Source organism: Rhizobium sp. ERR 942, assembly GCF_007828395.1.
In the GTDB taxonomy this organism is placed as follows: Bacteria; Pseudomonadota; Alphaproteobacteria; order Rhizobiales; family Rhizobiaceae; genus Rhizobium; species Rhizobium dioscoreae.
Genome location: NZ_VIUA01000006.1, coordinates 433462 through 450772, shown reverse-complemented (window position 1 = coordinate 450772; position 17311 = coordinate 433462). Strand labels below are relative to the sequence as shown.

Below are 17311 nucleotides of genomic sequence, written 5' to 3'. Positions count from 1 at the left end.
AGAAGGCAGCATAGGGAACCATGCCACACGCAATCGTTTTGAAATGCACGGATAACAGCGCCGGTCCGGTTCTCGATCTCTGGCGGGAGGCGAGCCGGTTCGAAACCTCTCCATCGATGCTGGCACTCAACTATCCGCCGCATCTGACATTTGCAGTCTATGAAGACATTGCCGTTTCCTCCCTCGTCGCCGCCGCTCAAAAGGCCTTCGCGAACGTGCCGCCGCTATCGGTCGAGTTTTCGGGGATCAGCCATTTTCCGAACGAGATGCTGGTGCTTTGGGCGCGCCCAGCCGACGATCGCGTGCTGAGATGCATACACCGCGCCATTCACGACGAGATCGACCCTAGCCTTTGTCATGAGCATTCCCGCCCGGATCGCTGGCAGCCGCATTGCACCGTTGCGATGAAGATCCCCTCGGGGGCGGCGGGAGAGGCTCTAAGATGGGCGGCCGCAAGGCCAGCCCAGTTTACGCTCATCTTCGATGTGGTGGATTGCATCCGCTTTCCGCCGATCGAAATCATCAAGGAAGTCAAACTGCTGCCTTGATCGCCTTCCAGTGTCCGGGGAATGCAATTCATGCTTGCTTTCACGGATTGCACGGCTAGGTTTCTGTTTATGCGCGCGCTTGCGATCCTGACAATGCTGATTGCCTGGTTGCTTTACGGTGCCATGCCGGCGCTGGCGAATTGCCCTGTCTGCGCTTCCGCCATGTCCCTGCCGGCGACCATGAGCATACATGATGGCATCACCGCTATGCCTGGCATGGCCGGTCACGGCAACATGGGCGAGCCCCAGCAAACGAAGCCGGAAAATCCTTGCGCCGGCGGCATGGCGCATGTGGCGTCTTGCGCTGCCTGCCTTGCCTTGATGCCGACCCTTGGAGTCGAAGACGGCAAACACGCCATCTCCTATCCAGTGCCGGCGCCCGGCCAGCGCCTTGCCGGTTCCCTGCCGCAGCCGACAGCGCCCCCTCCCCGTTTCACCTGACGATCTCCTGCATTCAATCGACGAGCGCTGCCGCTCAAATCCAGATACCGTTCAGAAACGGAGAGAATCCCTATGTCTACTTCAAAATCGCTGATGCTTGTCGGCGTATTCGCCTTTGCGATCGCCCTTCCTGCCCTTGCCGACGACATGAAGAGCATGGACATGAGCAAGCCGATGGGCGACCAGAGCGCTTCCAGCAAGGCGTTCAACGACGCCATGGGCAAGATGCACAAGGACATGATGATCCACTATAGCGGCGATGCCGATGCGGATTTCGTCCGCGGCATGATCCCGCACCATCAGGGCGCGATCGACATGGCGAAGATCGAGCTGAAATACGGCAAGGATCCCGAACTGCGCAAACTGGCGGAAGCCGTCATTACCGCGCAGGAAGCCGAGATCAAGGAAATGAAAGCCTGGCTGCAGAAGCACGGCAAGTAATTCACCCGATCACGAGAGGCGGCATCCCTGCCGCCTCTCTCACCGCTCCGAATGCGGACGGCGGAATATCCCATCCAACCAACCGGAAACGGCGCGAATGCGCACGAGTGGACGAAGCTCGGCATGCATCAGCAGCCACATCTCTCGCACCGGCAGATTGCTGTCGCCGCTATCGACGCGGCAAAGACCTCCCACATTCCCGGCCAGGATTTTCGGCAGCAATGCGCGCCCCAATCCTGAAGCCGCGGCCTGCAGCAGAGCCTCGGCATCGTTGACCGCAAGCTGGCTGGAACGACCTGACTTTTCCGCCTGTGCGGCAATCCAGCGGGCATGCGGCAGATGCGCCATTGCCTCTTCATAGATGATCCACGGCAAATCTTCCGCATGCCTCTCCTGCCCGGCAGCGACGTAGACGGCATAGTCAAGCGTCGCGATCCGCCTGGCGACGACTTTGCCGTTTGTCATATCGGCAGGTCTTGCAAGGCGCAGCGCCATGTCTGCCTCGCGCCGCGTCAGGTTGAGATTTCTGGAATCGCCGATGAGTTCCAATTGCAGGCCGGAATGCTGCGCCAACAGGCTGGGTAGCGCGGGGATCAACAGCCGGCTGATGAAGGATGGCGCCGCCGTGAGGCGTACCTTGCCGAGTGCCATGGGATCGGCTGCATCCAACGCACCCGACAGCGCCATGACTTCGGCCTCGATCGTCTCTGCCTTCGCGACCACGATCTCGCCCGCTGGCGTCGGCAATAAGGCGCCACCTCCATCGCGCGCAAACAGCGTCGTGCCGAGGCGTTTTTCCAGAATGCGCAGGCGGCGACCGACCGTCGTCGCATCCGTGCCAATCACCCTGCCGGCGGTGGCAAAGGATCCACCCCGCGCGAGCGCCAGAATATGGCGCAGGTCATTCCAATCGACGTCGTGCAATTTTGCAGCTCCTTACGGCAAACTTACCGCGTGTATCGGCATTATTGCAGTCATAGACTGGAAATATCCAGTAAGGAGATAACGATGACCCTGTTCGCTGTCCTGTTCGAGGATGATCAACAAAACGCCGCCGCGATCCGCAAGGAATATCTGCCTCGTCACTTCGCTTTCCTGGAGGCGAATGCCGCTTCCATCAGGACGGCGGGACCACTCAGCCGGGAAGGCGATGCTTTTGCCGGCGGCCTGTGGCTCGTCGAAGTGGAGACCGCCGCTGCCGTCGATCGTCTGGTGAAGGAAGATCCATTCTGGGCGGCAGGCCTGCGCAAATCCGTCAAGGTCTTTCGTTGGAACCAGGTATTCGCGGAGGGCGCACTCCTTTAACCGGAGGCAGCGTCACATGCTCAGTCCATGATTGCAGGCAGGCGCGCGGCGAGCAGGTCGATGACCACGCGCATCTTCAGCGAAAGCTGCGGCACCTGCGGCCAGACGGCATAGACGTTGACGGGCCGGCTGGAGACATTGAGCACCTGCATGAGCTTGCCGGCCCGCACATAGTCCCGCACCAGCCAGCAGGGCAGCCACGCAATGCCCATTCCCGCGGCGGCTGCATCGGCAATGACCTCCAGGTCATCAAGACGCAACCGCGTCTGCGGAAAATAGTCGACGGCCGCTCCATCGCCCTGCAGGAAGGTCCATCTCTTGGCTTCGCCCGATCTCGCATAGACGACGAGATCGTGGCTATCGAGATCGGCAATGGTCTGGGGCGTACCTCTGGCGGCTAGATAATCCGGCGAGGCGCATAGCGTCATGCGATGGAGGGCGATCTTGCGCGCGGCAAGGCCGGCTTCGTCCCGCAACACGCCGTTGCGAATGGCGAGATCGAAGCCCTCGTCGAAGAGATCGACCACACGATCACTGAAGGAAAGGTCGAGCTCAAGTTTGGGGTGGATACGCGCCAATTCCAGCAACAGCGGAGCAGCGCAGCGACGACCGAAAAGGACAGGCATGGAGATACGAAGACGTCCGGTAACCTCCCGCTTGCCCGATTCCAGCATAGCCTCGCCAGACTGTATCTCATCCAGCGCCCGGCGGCAGCGCTCGTAAAAAGCTTGGCCTTCGTCCGTCAGGCTCTGCATGCGGGTGGTGCGGTGAAAGAGGCGCACATTCAGGCGCCGCTCCAATTTGGCGATGGTCTTGCCGATCGCCGAGCGGGAGAGATTCATGCGCGCCGCCGCTGCCGAAAAGCCCCCGGCTTCGACCGCTTCCACGAATTCCGGAATGCCGTTGAGCATGTCATTCATGATGATTGCTTCCCTTAAGGAACCAGTAAGCGGAAATAATATCGCCACTGGCGATCAGAAAGCAACGATATGCTCGGTCCATTGCTTCCAATTTCTTCCAGGAGATCATGATGACGAAGACCATGAAGCGCTGGACTCTCGATACGATTGCCGTCGGTGCTCCCTTGAACCTCACGGAAACGGCAGTATCCAAACCCGCGCGCGGCGAAGTGCTTGTGCGAGTCAAAGCCGTTTCACTGAACTATCGCGACAAGCTCGTGCGTGAGACCGGCATGGGCCTACCGATCCAATTTCCCTTCGTGCCGGCCTCCGATATGGCGGGCGTCGTCGAAGCGGTGGGAGACGATGTCACCAGATTCTCCGTCGGCGACCGGGTCATTTCGACCTTCCACCCCGGCTGGATCGACGGCAAGCCGCTCGGCGATGCACGTACACCGCCCTACAAGACGCTTGGCGGCTTCTATCCCGGCGTGCTCTCCGAATATATCTCCATGCCGGAAGGATGGTTCGTATCGGCACCCAAGAGCCTCGATTATGCCGAGGCAAGCACCTTGCCCTGCGCCGGCCTTACGGCCTGGTTCGCGCTGGTGGAACGCGGCAAGGTCAAGCCCGGTGACAGCGTATTGGTGCAGGGAACGGGCGGCGTGGCGCTGTTTGGTCTGCAGATTGCCGCGGCCCAGGGCGCCGAGGTCTTCGTAACCTCCTCTGGACCGGAAAAGCTCGAGCGGGCCAAGGCTTTGGGCGCTCATCACGGCATCGACCGCAACAAAAGCGATTGGGTGGAAGAGGTCTATCGCCTCACCAACGATCGTGGCATCGACCATATCATCGAAATTGCCGGTGGCCCGAATTTCGGCCAGTCCTTGAAGGCGGTGGCGCCTCATGGACGGATCTCCGTTATCGGTGTCCTCGAGGGCTTCGACATCTCCGGTCCGGTGGCACCGCTGCTGCTAAAGTCTCCCACCGTGCAGGGCATCGGCGTCGGCCATCGCCGCTCGCTTGAAGACTTCGTGCTCGCGGTCGACAGCATCGGCCTGAAGCCCGTCATCGGCCATCGCTATGCACTCAGCGAGGTGCCGGCCGCCTTCGACCAGCTCGATCGCGGCCCCTTCGGCAAGATCGTCATCGAGCTTTGACGTGGAGCCGGGCCGCCGCGAGAAGCTGCGGCCCGGCTTTGAACGATATCAGGCCTTCGGTTCGAAGGGCTGCGGCACGCGTTGGGCACCCTGACGGGCTAGCATCCAGCCGGGATATTCGGGCGCAAGCGCGCTGACCTCATCGAGCTTGGTCATATCGTCGGCATCAAGCTTCAGCTTGACGGCCGCCAAATTCTGATCGAGCTGATCGAGGCGCTTGGCGCCGATGATGATGCTCGTGACGAAGGGCTTCGCCAGGATCCAGGCAAGTGCCACCGTGGCGACGCTTGCATCATGCTTCTCGGCCACTTCGCGCATGGCGGCGACGCAGGCCCAGGCGCGGTCCTTGTCGACGGGCGGGAAATCGAAGCTCGCGCGCCGGCCCTCGCCGTTGCCCGGGGCGCCCGGGCCGTATTTCCCCGAGAGCAGGCCGCCCGCCAGCGGCGACCAGACCATGAGCCCGAGCTTTTCCTCGATCATGACAGGCACGATTTCACGCTCCAGATCGCGGCCGGCGATGGAATAATAGGCCTGCACCGTCTCGAAGCGGGCGAAACCGCGGCGCTCAGAAATGCCGAGCGCCTTGGCGATGCGCCAAGCCTGCCAGTTGGAGACGCCGACATAACGCACAAGACCGCGCGAAACGAGATCGTCCAGCGCCCGCAGCGTCTCGTCGATCGGTGTCACGATATCCGTGCCGTGGATCTGATAGAGATCGATATGATCGGTCTGCAGCCGGTCAAGGCTTGCTTGCACCGAGTCCATGATATGGCCGCGCGAGGCGCCGCGATCATTCGGCTTGTCGCCCATGACGCCATAGACCTTGGTAGCGATGACGACATCCTTGCGGGGAACGCCGAGATTCTTGAGAGCTTGGCCGAGCAGCTTTTCGGAATTGCCGAAGGAGTAGACGTCGGCGGTGTCGATGAAGTTGACGCCGGCGGCAAGCGAGCCTTCGACGATCTTGTCGGCCAGAGCCTGGTCGACATCTGCGATCGAGCCCCAGGGAGTGTTGGGATTGGCTTCACCGAAGGTCATCGTGCCCAGGCAGAGTTCGGAGACGAAAAGGCCGGTATTGCCGAGTTGATTGTAACGCATAGGAGAAATTCCCTTGTGGTCAGCCGGAAGACTCTTCCGGCCGGTGAACGCTTATCTTTTCGCTATAGATTGGCCTCGGCACGGCAGCCGCTGTCGGCGCTGCCCTGGGAGGTCATAAGACAGTCGTCGAGGCCGGGCTCTGGCTCCGCGGCGATCGAGACAACAAGGACATAATGCACCGGAAACCGATTTCAACGCGAGACCTCGGACCGATCACGATGCGGTGACCGACGCTTGCTCTTGCGTCCGACCGGGCGCGGATTAGACTCCAGCCTTCATATCATGCGCAGAACGGATAGATCGATGACGCAACGTCCCCTAACGACAATCGGCTTCGACGCCGATGACACGCTCTGGCAGAACGAACAATTCTATCGGCTGACGGAACTGCAGTTTACCGAGCTACTCGCCGATCACGCCGCAAGCGATGTCATTTCCGCGCGCCTGCTGGAGGCGGAAAAGCGCAATCTTCGTCACTACGGCTTCGGCATCAAAGGTTTCACCCTCTCGATGATCGAAACGGCCATCGAGATCACCGAGGGCGAAGTGCCATCGACCGTCATCGCGCAAATCCTCGACATCGGCCGCGACCTTCTCGCCCACCCCGTCGAGACATTGCCGCATGTGCGTCAAACGCTGGAGGCTCTTTCGGGAAAGTATCTGTTGGTGCTGATTACCAAGGGCGATCTGTTCGATCAGGAGCGCAAGCTTGCCCAATCCGGGCTCGGCGACCTGTTCGATGCGGTCGAGATCGTCTCGGACAAGAATGCGTCCACCTATCGCCGCATCTTTTCCAAGGTGGGCGATGGGCCGGAACGGGCCATGATGATCGGCAATTCACTGAAATCGGACATCGTGCCGGCGCTTGCTGCCGGCAGCTACGGTGTCTTCGTGCCCCACGAACTTACATGGTCGTTCGAGCATGTCGAGGAACCGACCGACGCACCACGTTTCCGCAAGATCGGCCATCTCGGCGAATTGCATGGCGTGATCGAAGCGTTGCAATAACCCTTACTGTCCCTGCGTCTACTGTCCCTGCTTCGAACGCGGCGGAAAGAGCATCGGTCCCTGATCCTTCTGCTGATCAGCCGGCGCCTGCTGCGCGGCCGGCGGATTGGGGTCGATGAGGATCTCGTATGGCGCGCCGAGACCGCGCCGGCGCGTGACGCGCGAATAATAGGGCTTGATCAGCCAGGTCGTATCCTCATTGACGGTGACGTCGGCGGTGTTGCCGTCTTCATCCGTGCCAAAGAAGGATTCATCCTCGCTCGACGAGAGGTCGAAGATCGCCATATAGGCATATTTGCTCTTCGAGTTGAAGGTAATCCGCACATGCTGGCCCTTCTTCAGCGGCAGCATGTAGACCTTGCCCTTGCCGAATTTCGTCCAGCCCGTCAGCCGCTCGAGGACGGCCGGCAGGGCGATCTTTTCAAGCTTTTCGCCACGATCGAGCTGCGGCAGCTGCTGTTGCTGGGTATTGCTTTGCGCATGGGCCACTGCGGCGTTGAACAGCGCAACCATCGTCAGCGAAAGACCAAGAAGCACAGCTCTCACGGTCGCACCAATGCGCAACGCATCGCCTCCACCTCTTTCCGGCAATAGCAGCCCTCGATGTGGTCGTTGACCAGGCCCATGGCCTGCATGAAGGCATAAACTGTGGTCGGGCCGACAAAGGTCCAGCCGCGTTTCTTCAGATCCTTCGAAATCCGCACCGAAGCCGCTGTGGTCGGATTGGCGCGCAGATGGGCAAGGTCAAAGATCTCCGGGCGCTCGGCGGCGGTCGGCTCATGGCTCCAGAAATAGCGGGCGAGCGAACCGAATTCGTCGCGCATCTCAATGGCGCGGCGAGCATTGTTGATGGTGGAAACGATCTTGCCGCGATGGCGGATGATGCCGGCATCGCCGAGGCAGCGCTCGATATCAGCCTCGCCAAACTTGGCGACTTTCTCGAAATCGAAGCCCGCAAAAGCGGCGCGAAAATTCTCGCGCTTGCGCAGTATCGTCAGCCAGGACAGGCCCGACTGGAAGCCTTCGAGGCAGATCTTTTCAAACAGCCTGACGTCATTGACAACAGGCCGCCCCCATTCCTCGTCGTGATAGCGCTGATATTCCGGCAGATTGCCGTGCCAGAAGCAGCGGTTCTTGCCATCTTCGCCGGTGATAATGCCTGTTTCGGCCATTTTCGCGTTTCGTCCCCTATTTCAGCAGGCGCTACCGGGAGCCGGTATGCAACTATCGGATAAATTGAGATCAATCAAACGCTTAAATTCATAGACTGACTTCGACGACCGCGCATTCCGATTCATGATTTACCACTTGCAAACCATCTTTCCAAACCAAGCGGTAACCCTGACAAAGCTTTATCGGCTTCGCGGCATTTTGATGAATAGATGTTTACCATTCGCTCGCGTGCAAGTGGCACCATGGTTTCGACCGGGTGCTTTCGCGCCCATCTTCGGCCCATGTGTAGAGAGTTTGTCCGATGATGAAACATGCCGTCCTGTTTGCCGCGGGCGCTCTAAGCCTGCTTGCCTCCACCGCCTTTGCCGACGATCGCTATCAGTCGCGCCCGCCCGTCATCGTCAGTCCCGATCTGACCGCCCCCTGGGTGATGCAGCTTGGCGGCGGCAACGTGCAGCCGGTCGTCTATCCCCGCCCGATGGCGCGCCGCGCCGCCGATCCCAGAATGGAGCAGCAGGCCAATCCGCAGGTGCGCCAGGTCGTGCAGCCGCGCGGGCTGTTTGCACGTCCCGCCGTGCAGCAGGTCGCCATGGCCCGTCCGCAATATCCGGCAATCCGTGGCCAGATCGATCCGCAGTTCCTGCCGCAGATCGTCGACTATCAGACGAAGGAAAAGCCCGGCAGCATCGTCATCGATACCAACAACCGTTTCCTTTATCTGGTGATGGATGGCGGCAAGGCGCGGCGCTATGGCGTCGGCGTCGGCAAGCCGGGCTTCGAATGGGCCGGCGCTCATACCGTGACCCGCAAGCAGGAATGGCCGGACTGGACGCCGCCGGCCGAAATGATCTCCCGCGAAGCAGCCAAGGGCCATTATCTGCCGGCGCACATGGAAGGCGGTGAAGGCAATCCGCTCGGCGCCCGCGCCATGTATCTCGGCTCCACCCTCTATCGCATCCATGGCACCAACGCACCCTGGACGATCGGCAGTGCCGTCTCCTCCGGCTGCATCCGGCTTCGCAACGAGGATGTCATCGACCTCTACAACCGCGTCAAGGTCGGCACCCGCGTCACCGTCATGTAATCTTGAAGGACAGGGACCTATGCGGCGATACTATCCCATCGAAGGGGCAGTATTCGCCGCACCGGAAAGCCCTCCACTATAGTTCAGACTATAGTCTGATCCGCGATAGAAGAGAGGCCGGTTCTTCCAGGCCATTCTCCTCATCGGGCATTTTGATCTTGATCCCTTCGTCGGTTCCGGTAGTTTCCTAGCGAATTCAACGAGGGGAATGCCATTATGAAAGCAGCATTGTCGATCGTGACGACAGGTGTCGTTGCGGCGTGTCTTCTTGCAGCATCGAACGCAGCAGCCTTCACCGCTTCAGCACCCATTGCGACGTCGGCCACGCGCGCCGACGTAATCAAGGTGGCGATGGAACCACAGGGCCAGGTGAAGCCGCAGTTTCAGCGGCGCATGGTGCGGCTGGCAACGAACGAGGAGCCGGGCACAGTCATCGTCGACACCAACAACAAGTATCTCTACCTCGTCGAAGGCAATAATCGCGCAAGACGCTACGGGATCGGCGTCGGCCGCGATGGCTTCGGCTGGTCGGGCGTAGTCAAGGTCGGCCGCAAGGCGGAATGGCCCGGCTGGACTCCGCCGCCGGAAATGATCGTTCGCGAAGCCAAGAAGGGCCACAAGCTGCCGGCCTATCAGGAAGGCGGCGAGGATAACCCGCTCGGCGCGCGCGCCATGTACCTCTATCGCAACGGTAACGACACCGCCTTCCGAATCCATGGGACCAACCAGCCATGGAGCATCGGCCTCAACATGTCCTCCGGCTGCATCCGCATGATGAACAAGGATGTGATCGATCTCTATGACCGCGTTCCGGTCGGCACGAAGGTCATCGTCGTCGGTCCCGGCAACAAACAGGGCGAGGTCAGCTACCAGGATCGCGGCGTCGATGTGCTGAGAACCCTGTTCGGCGGCTGATAGCCTCCGCCCGAATCAGGCATCAAGATAACGGGCGTCCTTTCCTGGCATGGCATCATTCACGCCACGGAAGGACGCCCGTATCACTTGCAATAGCCTATTGCGTGCAGGCGCGGATGGAGACACTGTTGCGCCGGTGTTACAGCCTGAAATTTATCACGCTGCACCGCTGAAAAACGGAGCGTCGCCTTCAGTTTGACGTCAGTTTTCCCGCCTAAGCCGTACTTGCCGACCCATGACTGCAATAGAAGTGTCATGGAAGCGCGTTTAGATGGCGGCACTTTGGCATTCGGGGATTTCATATGCATCGTGCATTTCGCATCAAGCAGCCGGCATTCGCCGCGCTTGCGACTTCCGCATTCATATTTGCCGCAAGCTCTGCCTCGGCAGAGATGCAATTTTCCGCTTACGGCGGCATACAAGGCGCAACAGGCAGCAATGTGACCACGTCGGACGGCGCCGATTTCGACCCGAACTGGTCGGGCAAATCCTTCAAGATGCCGCCCTATTTCGGCTTCCGCGGCATCTGGTGGCTCGATGAGTTCGACAAGCCGAACTGGGGCGTGTCGCTCGATTATACCCATGCGAAGGTCTATGGCGATCTCGGCAATACGCCCGGCTGGTCGCATTTCGAATTCACAGACGGCCTGAACATGCTGACGCTGAACGCGCTCTACCGCTTCCAGGATCCGAGCCGCAACTGGACGCCCTATGTGGGCTTGGGTGCCGGTATCAACGTGCCGCACGTCGAAGTCACCCGCGCATCGGGCACAACCTTCGACTACCAGTTCGGCGGTGCTTCGCTGCAGGCACAGGCGGGCGTCAGCTATCAGTTCGCCAAGCACTGGTCGACTTTCGTCGAATACAAGGGCAACTACAACTTCGTGAACAACGTCTCGATCGACAGCGGCGATACGCTGAAGACCAGGGTCTTTACGCACGCGCTCGACTTCGGCGTCTCGTTCAACTTCTGACGTTCCTCAGGCTGAAGTCGCAATCGATCCCTCAAACCGGTTCAGGCTTGAGGGATCTTGTGCTATGTTTCAGCCATGAGCTTTTTCTACTACCGATGTGACTGGATCCATCCGGAAAGCGAGGAGCCAGTCATCGTTTATTATGAAGTCGATGTCGCCGGCGATGTTCCGCGACTGATCGACGTGTTCGCGGACGGCCGCCGGCATTGTATGTCGGTTGCCGACTATGCTGCATTGGGCCGTGAGAGGCCGCGGGTCACCAGCCTTGTGGAAGGCTCGTTCTATGACGGCATCGCCGGCCTGGTGGATGGCCTCTTCTTCGAGGAAGGACAGGATCGCATCAGCATGACGCAGATTGCCGCCGACCGGTTCGAGGTCGAATGGCAGGCTCATCGTTTGCCCACGCCGGACAAGCTACATTAGGACGCAATTCCAGACGAAAAACCGCTCTGCACTTTTCCTGGAATTGCTCTAAGCAGCAGCCGGCTGCAGGCCCTTCAGTTTCGCGGGCATCTCGCCGCCATAGGCCCAGTCCAGCAGCTCCACCGTATGCAGGATGGGAATACCAGTCCCTGTCGCGATCTGGGTGATGCAGCCGATGTTGCCCGTTGCGATGATATCGGCTTTCGTCGCCTCGATGTTCCTGACCTTGCGCGCTTTCAGCTCGGCCGAAATTTCCGGCTGCATGATGTTGTAGGTGCCGGCCGAGCCGCAACAAAGATGTCCCTCCGCCGGGTCGCGCACCGTGAAGCCGGCCGCCTTCAAAAGCAGCTTCGGCGCCATTGTGATCTTCTGCCCATGCTGCATGGAACAGGCAGAATGATAGGCGACCGCGATGCCCCGCGGCATATGTGACGGAAGGTCGAGACTTGCGAGATATTCCGTGACGTCCTTGGCAAGCGCCGAGACCCTTGCCGCCTTGTCGGCATAGGCCGGATCGAGGCGCAACATATGACCATAATCCTTGATCGTCGTGCCGCAGCCTGAAGCGGTGACGATGATGGCATCAAGCCCTCCGGCCTCGATCTCGCGCAGCCACACATCGACATTGGCGCGGGCGGCGGCGAGCGCCTGTTCCTCGCGGCCCATGTGATGAACCAGCGAACCGCAGCACACTTCTCCCTCCGGCACGACGACCTCGACACCGAGGCGCGTCAGCAGGCGGATGGCGGCTGCGTTGATTTCGGGATCGAGCACCGGCTGGGCGCAGCCCGTCAGGATCGCCACGCGACCGCGCCGCTCTGCTTGCGGCTCGTAGCGGGCGGGCTTGGCAAAGGTAGACGGCGCTAGGATGCTGCGCGGCGCAAGATCGAGCATGGCAGCGAAAGCCTTCAATGCTGGAACGCGCTTCAACAGCCCCTTGAACGGTCGGCCAAAGTTCGCAAGCTGCAGGGCCAGCCGGAAGCGGCGGGGATAGGGCAAAACAGCGGCCAGCACATTGCGGGTCAGCCGGTCCATCAGCGGACGTTTGTAGGTATTCTCGACATGAACGCGCGCATGGTCGATCAGGTGCATGTAATCGACACCGGAAGGACAGGTCGTGGTGCAGGCAAGGCAGGAAAGGCAGCGGTCGATATGTGTCACCACTTCGGCATCGGCTGGCCGGCCGTTTTCCAGCATATCCTTGATGAGATAGATGCGGCCGCGCGGGCTGTCGAGCTCATTGCCGAGCGTCACGTAGGTCGGACAGGTGGCGGTACAGAAGCCGCAATGCACGCATTTGCGCAGGATCGCCTCGGATTCGGCCACATGCGGATCGGCAAGCTGTTCGGGCGTGAAATTGGTTTGCATCAGCCGAGCCCTCGATTCTTTCCTACCAGAACAAAGGCGCCCATCATATCCCGTCGAGCCCCCTCATCCGCCCTGTCGGGCACCTTCTCCCCAGGGGGAAGAAGGAGGAATCCATCTTCCTCCTCCCCTGCCGGAAAGAAAATCGTGGAATCGCGGCAAACAAGGTCATTCCCTCTCCGCCGCAGGGAGGGGCTAGGGTGAGGGGGTAACCAGCCAAAGACTCCATCCGCATCACCCCATCTTCCCCGGATTGAAAATCCCGGCCGGATCAAATTTTTCCTTCACGCGCGCCGAAAGCAGCGCCACCGCTTCGGGCTGCGGCTGGAAAGCCGCTGTCGTCGCGCGGTGGGCCGGGGTGGCGCGCATCAAGGTGGCATGCCCACCGCCTAAAGCATGAATGTAGCGCCTGAGCATATCGCCTTCGGGTTCTGCTTCCATGCGCATCCAGACAAGACCACCCTGCCAGTCATAATAGGCATCCACGCCTTCTTCCAGGCGGAGTGCCGCGACGAGCTGGTGGCCGATGCTGGGTGCCACGGACACACGCCAAACGGGGCGCGTCGTGCCATCCGCATAGGGCTTTACATCGCGGATCTCGCGCCAGAGCCTGCGGCTGTCGTCTTCTGCAAGGCGCTTCACCGACCCGAGCCGGGCCATCGCGGCGGTAAGCTTTTCGCGGCGGACCGAGACGGAGCCCGGAAGCCCCTCAATGCGCAGCACAGTCGCCTCCCCTTGCGGCAGCTTGCCGTCGAGAAAGAACCAGGCGACGGTCAGCGGCAGATGGGCGGCGCCCGATACCTCGAGCGGCAGAGCCATGGCCGCAGCCATGGCATTGGCGGCTTCCGCATCGTTGAGACCGGAGACGACGATCGTTTCCTCCGTCTTCGGCTTTGGCGGCACGCGGAACGTTACTTCGGTCAGAAGGCCGAGCGTGCCGTGCGAACCGGCCATTAGCTTGACGAGATCGAGGCCGGTGACATTCTTCATCACCCGCCCGCCGGCCTTGACGATCTCACCCCGGCCATTGACGAAGCGGACACCGAGCAGGCTGTCGCGCGCGGCACCGCTGACGAAACGGCGCGGGCCGGAGACATTGGCCGCGAAAATGCCGCCGATCGTCGGCTCGCCTTCGGTCGCCATCAGCGGCCTATGATCCATGGGCTCGAAGGCCATCATCTGGCCGGCCTCGGCAAGAGCGGCCTCGATCTCCGCGGCCGGGGTGCCGGCGCGGGCCGTCATCACCATCTCACCTGGATTGTAGGCGACGATACCGGTCAGGTCACTTGACGAGAGCACCGCTTCGGACGCGACGGCATTGCCGAAGCCGGATCGCGTATTGCCGCCGACGATCGCCAAAGCTGCGCCGCGTGCCGTGTGATCGCGGATGATGGAGGCCGCTTCTTCGTCAGTCCTGGGGTGAAATTCCGTCATGCGGCATTGCGTCCATCGAGCGGGAAGACCTTGGATGGGTTGAGGATCCAGCCCGGGTCGAAAGCGGCGCGGACCGACATCATCTGTGCAAGATCGACATCGGCATATTGATGACGCATCAGGTCGCGCTTCTCGATGCCCACACCATGCTCGCCGGTGAGGCAACCGCCGGCATCGACGCAGAGCCGCAGGATATCGTTGCCGGCCGCTTCCGCCTTGGCTGCCTCATCGGGGTCATTGGCATTGAAGAGGATCAGTGGATGCATATTGCCATCGCCTGCGTGGAAAACATTGGCGACGCGCAGGCCATAGCGATCGACGATTTCCGTCGTCTTCTGCAGGACATAGGAGAGCTGGCTGAGCGGCACGGTACCATCCATGCAAATATAATCGGCGACGCGGCCGGTGGCACCGAAGGCGGATTTCCGGCCTTTCCAGATCAGCGCCGCCTCGGTCGCCGACTGGCATTCGCGCACGGTCTTGACCTTGTGGGTGCGGGCAATGGCGACGATGCTAGTCAGCATATCGTCCATTTCGGCTTCCGAGCCTTCAACCTCGACGATCAGCAAGGCCCCTACATCGAGGGGATAGCCGGCTTTGGCAAAGGCTTCGCAGATCTCGATCGCCGGCTTGTCCATGAATTCAATGGCAACAGGGATGATCCCGGCGGCGATGACATCGGCCACGCAGGCGCCGGCCTCCTCGGAACTGTCGAAGCCGAAGAGCACCGGCCGGGCGCCTTCCGGCTTGGCGATGAGCCGCACCGTCGCCTCGGTGACGATGCCGAGCTGGCCTTCGGAGCCACAGACAAGGCCGAGCAGATCGTAGCCCGACGCATCCAGCGCCTTGCCGCCGAGATCGATAACGGTGCCGTCGGTCAACACCAGCTTGACGCCGAGCAGATTGTTCGTCGTGACACCGTATTTCAGACAGTGGGCGCCGCCGGAATTCATGCCGATATTGCCGCCGATGGTGCAGGCAAGCTGCGAACTCGGGTCGGGCGCATAGAAGAAGCCGTCGGCCGAGACGCTTTCGGAAACGAGCAAGTTCGTCACCCCCGCCTGCACGGTCGCGGTGCGATTGGCATAATCGATATCGAGGATGCGGTTCATCTTGGAGAGGCCGAGAACGACGGCATCCTCCTGCGGTATCGCGCCGCCGGAGAGCGATGTGCCAGCACCGCGCGGCACGACGGGAATGCCGTAGCGGTGACAATATTTCATGACGGCCGCCACTTCCGTCGTCGAGCGTGGCAAGGCGACGGCGAGAGGCAGGCGGCGATAGGACACGAAGGCATCGGTTTCGAAGGGCACGAGTTCGCGCTGCTCGTGGATCAGGCATTCCGGCGCGAGAAGATCCGCGAGGTCTGCAACGATCGCGCTGCGCCGCGCCAGAACATCCGCACGCGGCTCCAGAAATGAAATGGCCTCGGCCATGCGGTCCTCCTTCTGCATCCCATTACGGACGCAGCCCCTTTTAGCGCATTACAGGCTTAGCGCTTTCCCAAGTTTGGAGCAAATGATAAGCACTTATTCCAAAACAGGAAATAATTCTGCATGACCAATTTAGGAGATCTCGAAATCTTCGCCAGCGTAGTTGCGACCGGCAGCATGTCCCTGACCGGCCGCGCACTCGGCTTTTCGCCGGCCGTCATTTCCAAGCGGATCAAGCGCCTTGAAGACAGGCTCGGCACGCGGCTTCTGCAGCGTACCACGCGGCAGATTTCGCTGACGGAAGCGGGTCAGGGTTTCTACGATCGGGTGCTTGCCATTCTTGCCGGATTGGAAGAAGCGGAAGCCTATATTGCCGGGCGCTCTTCGCAGATGCACGGCACCCTGAAAATCTCCGCTCCAACATCCTTCGGCCGGATGCACATCGCGCCGCATCTGAAATCCTTCATGCAGGCGCATCCCGAACTGGCGCTCAATCTGGTGCTCAGCGACGAATTCGTCGATATCGTCGGCGGCGGCTTCGATCTTGCCATCCGCATTGCCGAGCTCACGGATTCCAGTCTCGTCGCGCGCAGGCTCGCGCCGGTGCGCCGCGTGCTCTGCGCCTCCCCTGCCTATATCGACGCCCATGGCATGCCCGAGGATATCGACGATCTGCGCCGGCATATCTGTCTGCCCGCGCACAATCTCGATCCGTGGCGGCTGGAGGGACCGAAAGGCAGCCTGATCTTCCGCCCCGAAGGCAGGCTCATCACCAATTCCAGCGAGGTCGTGCGCGAAGCCGTCATCGCCGGCCTCGGCATTGCGCTGCGTTCCACCTGGGATATCGGGCCGGAATTGCGGGACGGCCGCCTCGTTCAGGTGCTGCCGGCCTATGAAGGCTCGCACAATGTGACGCTATCGGCCGTTTACCCCAGCCGGCAGTTCCTGCCGGCGAAAGTGCGCGTCTTCATCGATTTTCTCGCGGAACTTTACGGCCCTGTTCCCTATTGGGAGCGATGAGAACCCTTATAGGATCGAGGAGACCGTCATGTCCGCGCCCGAGACCATCCGTTCCGATCTTGATCTCAACTCGAAGACGCGCCTCACCGTGATGCTTGGCGATATCACCAAGCTTTCGGTCGATGCCATCGTCAATGCGGCCAATAGCAGCCTGCTCGGCGGCGGTGGCGTGGACGGGGCGATCCATCGCGCCGCCGGGCCGGATCTCCTGGCGGAATGCCGGACGCTGAATGGTTGCAAGACCGGCCAGGCAAAGATGACCGGCGGATATCGCCTGCCTGCAACGCATGTGATCCATACGGTCGGCCCCGTCTGGAATGGCGGAAACCATGGCGAAGAGGAGCTGCTTGCCGACTGCTATCGCAACAGTCTCAACCTTGCCCGGCAACACGATCTGAAGACCATCGCCTTTCCTGCCATTTCCACCGGCGTCTATCGCTTTCCCGCCGAGCCAGCAGCGGGAATCGCGATCCGCACTACCCTTGCCGAAAGCGAGGATGGCGCCTTCGATGAGATCATCTTCTGCTGCTTCGGCGACGAAATGGCGGCACTCTACGACCGATTGCTGCCGCAGGCGCTGTCCGGAACCTGAT

General features: G+C 60.8%; 20 protein-coding genes. 12 read left to right on the top strand and 8 right to left on the bottom strand.

Annotated elements, in window-relative coordinates; all coding sequences use genetic code 11:
• The first annotated feature begins 20 nt into the window (after positions 1 to 20).
• From FBZ97_RS25490 to FBZ97_RS25480, 3 genes are all read left to right on the top strand, one after another.
• On the top strand, positions 21 to 548 hold the full coding sequence (locus FBZ97_RS25490) for a 2'-5' RNA ligase family protein (protein WP_145322600.1): 528 nt from the start codon (positions 21 to 23) through the stop codon (positions 546 to 548).
• A 30-nt stretch (positions 549 to 578) separates the two neighbouring features.
• On the top strand, positions 579 to 989 hold the full coding sequence (locus tag FBZ97_RS25485; RefSeq protein WP_246661843.1) for a hypothetical protein: 411 nt from the start codon (positions 579 to 581) through the stop codon (positions 987 to 989).
• Positions 990 to 1061: 72 nt separating this feature from the next.
• Entirely contained in the window at positions 1062 to 1430 is a 369-nt protein-coding gene (locus FBZ97_RS25480; protein ID WP_145322598.1) for a DUF305 domain-containing protein, read from the top strand.
• A gap of 39 nt (positions 1431 to 1469) precedes the next feature.
• On the opposite strand, the gene FBZ97_RS25475 is transcribed toward FBZ97_RS25480, so the two are convergent.
• Positions 1470 to 2354, bottom strand: a complete 885-nt coding sequence (locus FBZ97_RS25475) for a LysR family transcriptional regulator (protein WP_246661842.1) — start codon at positions 2352 to 2354, stop codon at positions 1470 to 1472.
• 84 nt (positions 2355 to 2438) lie between these two features.
• On the opposite strand from FBZ97_RS25475, the gene FBZ97_RS25470 reads away from it, so the two are divergent.
• Positions 2439 to 2735 (top strand): YciI family protein, encoded by a 297-nt coding sequence (locus FBZ97_RS25470; protein WP_145322596.1) that lies wholly within the window; start codon positions 2439 to 2441, stop codon positions 2733 to 2735.
• Positions 2736 to 2755: 20 nt separating this feature from the next.
• Here FBZ97_RS25470 and FBZ97_RS25465 read toward each other — a convergent pair whose 3' ends face one another.
• Entirely contained in the window at positions 2756 to 3655 is a 900-nt protein-coding gene (locus FBZ97_RS25465; protein WP_145322594.1) for a LysR family transcriptional regulator, read from the bottom strand.
• Between the two features lie 110 nt (positions 3656 to 3765).
• Here FBZ97_RS25465 and FBZ97_RS25460 point away from each other — a divergent pair, with 110 nt between their 5' ends.
• Positions 3766 to 4791 carry an NAD(P)-dependent alcohol dehydrogenase gene (locus FBZ97_RS25460; protein WP_145322788.1) on the top strand — a complete coding sequence of 342 codons (1026 nt, stop codon included), beginning with the start codon at positions 3766 to 3768 and terminating at the stop codon, positions 4789 to 4791.
• A 48-nt stretch (positions 4792 to 4839) separates the two neighbouring features.
• Here the strand turns inward: FBZ97_RS25460 and FBZ97_RS25455 are convergent, their stop codons facing one another.
• Positions 4840 to 5889 carry an aldo/keto reductase gene (locus tag FBZ97_RS25455; protein WP_145322592.1) on the bottom strand — a complete coding sequence of 350 codons (1050 nt, stop codon included), beginning with the start codon at positions 5887 to 5889 and terminating at the stop codon, positions 4840 to 4842.
• A gap of 303 nt (positions 5890 to 6192) precedes the next feature.
• On the opposite strand from FBZ97_RS25455, the gene FBZ97_RS25450 reads away from it, so the two are divergent.
• Positions 6193 to 6897, top strand: a complete 705-nt coding sequence (locus FBZ97_RS25450) for an HAD family hydrolase (protein ID WP_015338919.1) — start codon at positions 6193 to 6195, stop codon at positions 6895 to 6897.
• An 18-nt stretch (positions 6898 to 6915) separates the two neighbouring features.
• On the opposite strand, the gene FBZ97_RS25445 is transcribed toward FBZ97_RS25450, so the two are convergent.
• Together FBZ97_RS25445 and FBZ97_RS25440 are read right to left on the bottom strand one after the other, a co-directional pair.
• Positions 6916 to 7434 (bottom strand): hypothetical protein, encoded by a 519-nt coding sequence (locus FBZ97_RS25445; protein ID WP_246661115.1) that lies wholly within the window; start codon positions 7432 to 7434, stop codon positions 6916 to 6918.
• A 5-nt stretch (positions 7435 to 7439) separates the two neighbouring features.
• Positions 7440 to 8069, bottom strand: coding sequence for a DNA-3-methyladenine glycosylase I (locus FBZ97_RS25440; RefSeq protein WP_113421429.1), 630 nt, complete (start codon positions 8067 to 8069; stop codon positions 7440 to 7442).
• Between the two features lie 302 nt (positions 8070 to 8371).
• On the opposite strand from FBZ97_RS25440, the gene FBZ97_RS25435 reads away from it, so the two are divergent.
• From FBZ97_RS25435 to FBZ97_RS25420, 4 genes are all read left to right on the top strand, one after another.
• Entirely contained in the window at positions 8372 to 9154 is a 783-nt protein-coding gene (locus FBZ97_RS25435; RefSeq protein ID WP_113330142.1) for a L,D-transpeptidase, read from the top strand.
• 216 nt (positions 9155 to 9370) lie between these two features.
• Positions 9371 to 10069 (top strand): L,D-transpeptidase, encoded by a 699-nt coding sequence (locus FBZ97_RS25430; protein WP_113353828.1) that lies wholly within the window; start codon positions 9371 to 9373, stop codon positions 10067 to 10069.
• A 302-nt stretch (positions 10070 to 10371) separates the two neighbouring features.
• Complete coding sequence (locus FBZ97_RS25425) at positions 10372 to 11043, top strand: porin family protein (protein ID WP_113232119.1); 672 nt, start codon at positions 10372 to 10374, stop codon at positions 11041 to 11043.
• Positions 11044 to 11118: 75 nt separating this feature from the next.
• Positions 11119 to 11466, top strand: coding sequence for a hypothetical protein (locus FBZ97_RS25420; protein WP_113353826.1), 348 nt, complete (start codon positions 11119 to 11121; stop codon positions 11464 to 11466).
• A 48-nt stretch (positions 11467 to 11514) separates the two neighbouring features.
• Here the strand turns inward: FBZ97_RS25420 and glcF are convergent, their stop codons facing one another.
• The 3 genes from glcF to FBZ97_RS25405 form a co-directional block, all read right to left on the bottom strand.
• Entirely contained in the window at positions 11515 to 12834 is a 1320-nt protein-coding gene (gene glcF / locus FBZ97_RS25415; protein WP_145322590.1) for a glycolate oxidase subunit GlcF, read from the bottom strand.
• Between the two features lie 231 nt (positions 12835 to 13065).
• Complete coding sequence (gene glcE, locus FBZ97_RS25410) at positions 13066 to 14265, bottom strand: glycolate oxidase subunit GlcE (protein WP_145322588.1); 1200 nt, start codon at positions 14263 to 14265, stop codon at positions 13066 to 13068.
• On the bottom strand, positions 14262 to 15701 hold the full coding sequence (locus FBZ97_RS25405; protein ID WP_145322586.1) for an FAD-linked oxidase C-terminal domain-containing protein: 1440 nt from the start codon (positions 15699 to 15701) through the stop codon (positions 14262 to 14264). Before FBZ97_RS25405 ends, glcE begins: the two co-directional genes overlap by 4 nt.
• A gap of 120 nt (positions 15702 to 15821) precedes the next feature.
• On the opposite strand from FBZ97_RS25405, the gene FBZ97_RS25400 reads away from it, so the two are divergent.
• Positions 15822 to 16718, top strand: a complete 897-nt coding sequence (locus FBZ97_RS25400) for a LysR family transcriptional regulator (RefSeq protein ID WP_113330134.1) — start codon at positions 15822 to 15824, stop codon at positions 16716 to 16718.
• Positions 16719 to 16746: 28 nt separating this feature from the next.
• Positions 16747 to 17310 carry an O-acetyl-ADP-ribose deacetylase gene (locus FBZ97_RS25395; RefSeq protein ID WP_145322584.1) on the top strand — a complete coding sequence of 188 codons (564 nt, stop codon included), beginning with the start codon at positions 16747 to 16749 and terminating at the stop codon, positions 17308 to 17310.
• Position 17311: the final 1 nt, after the last annotated feature.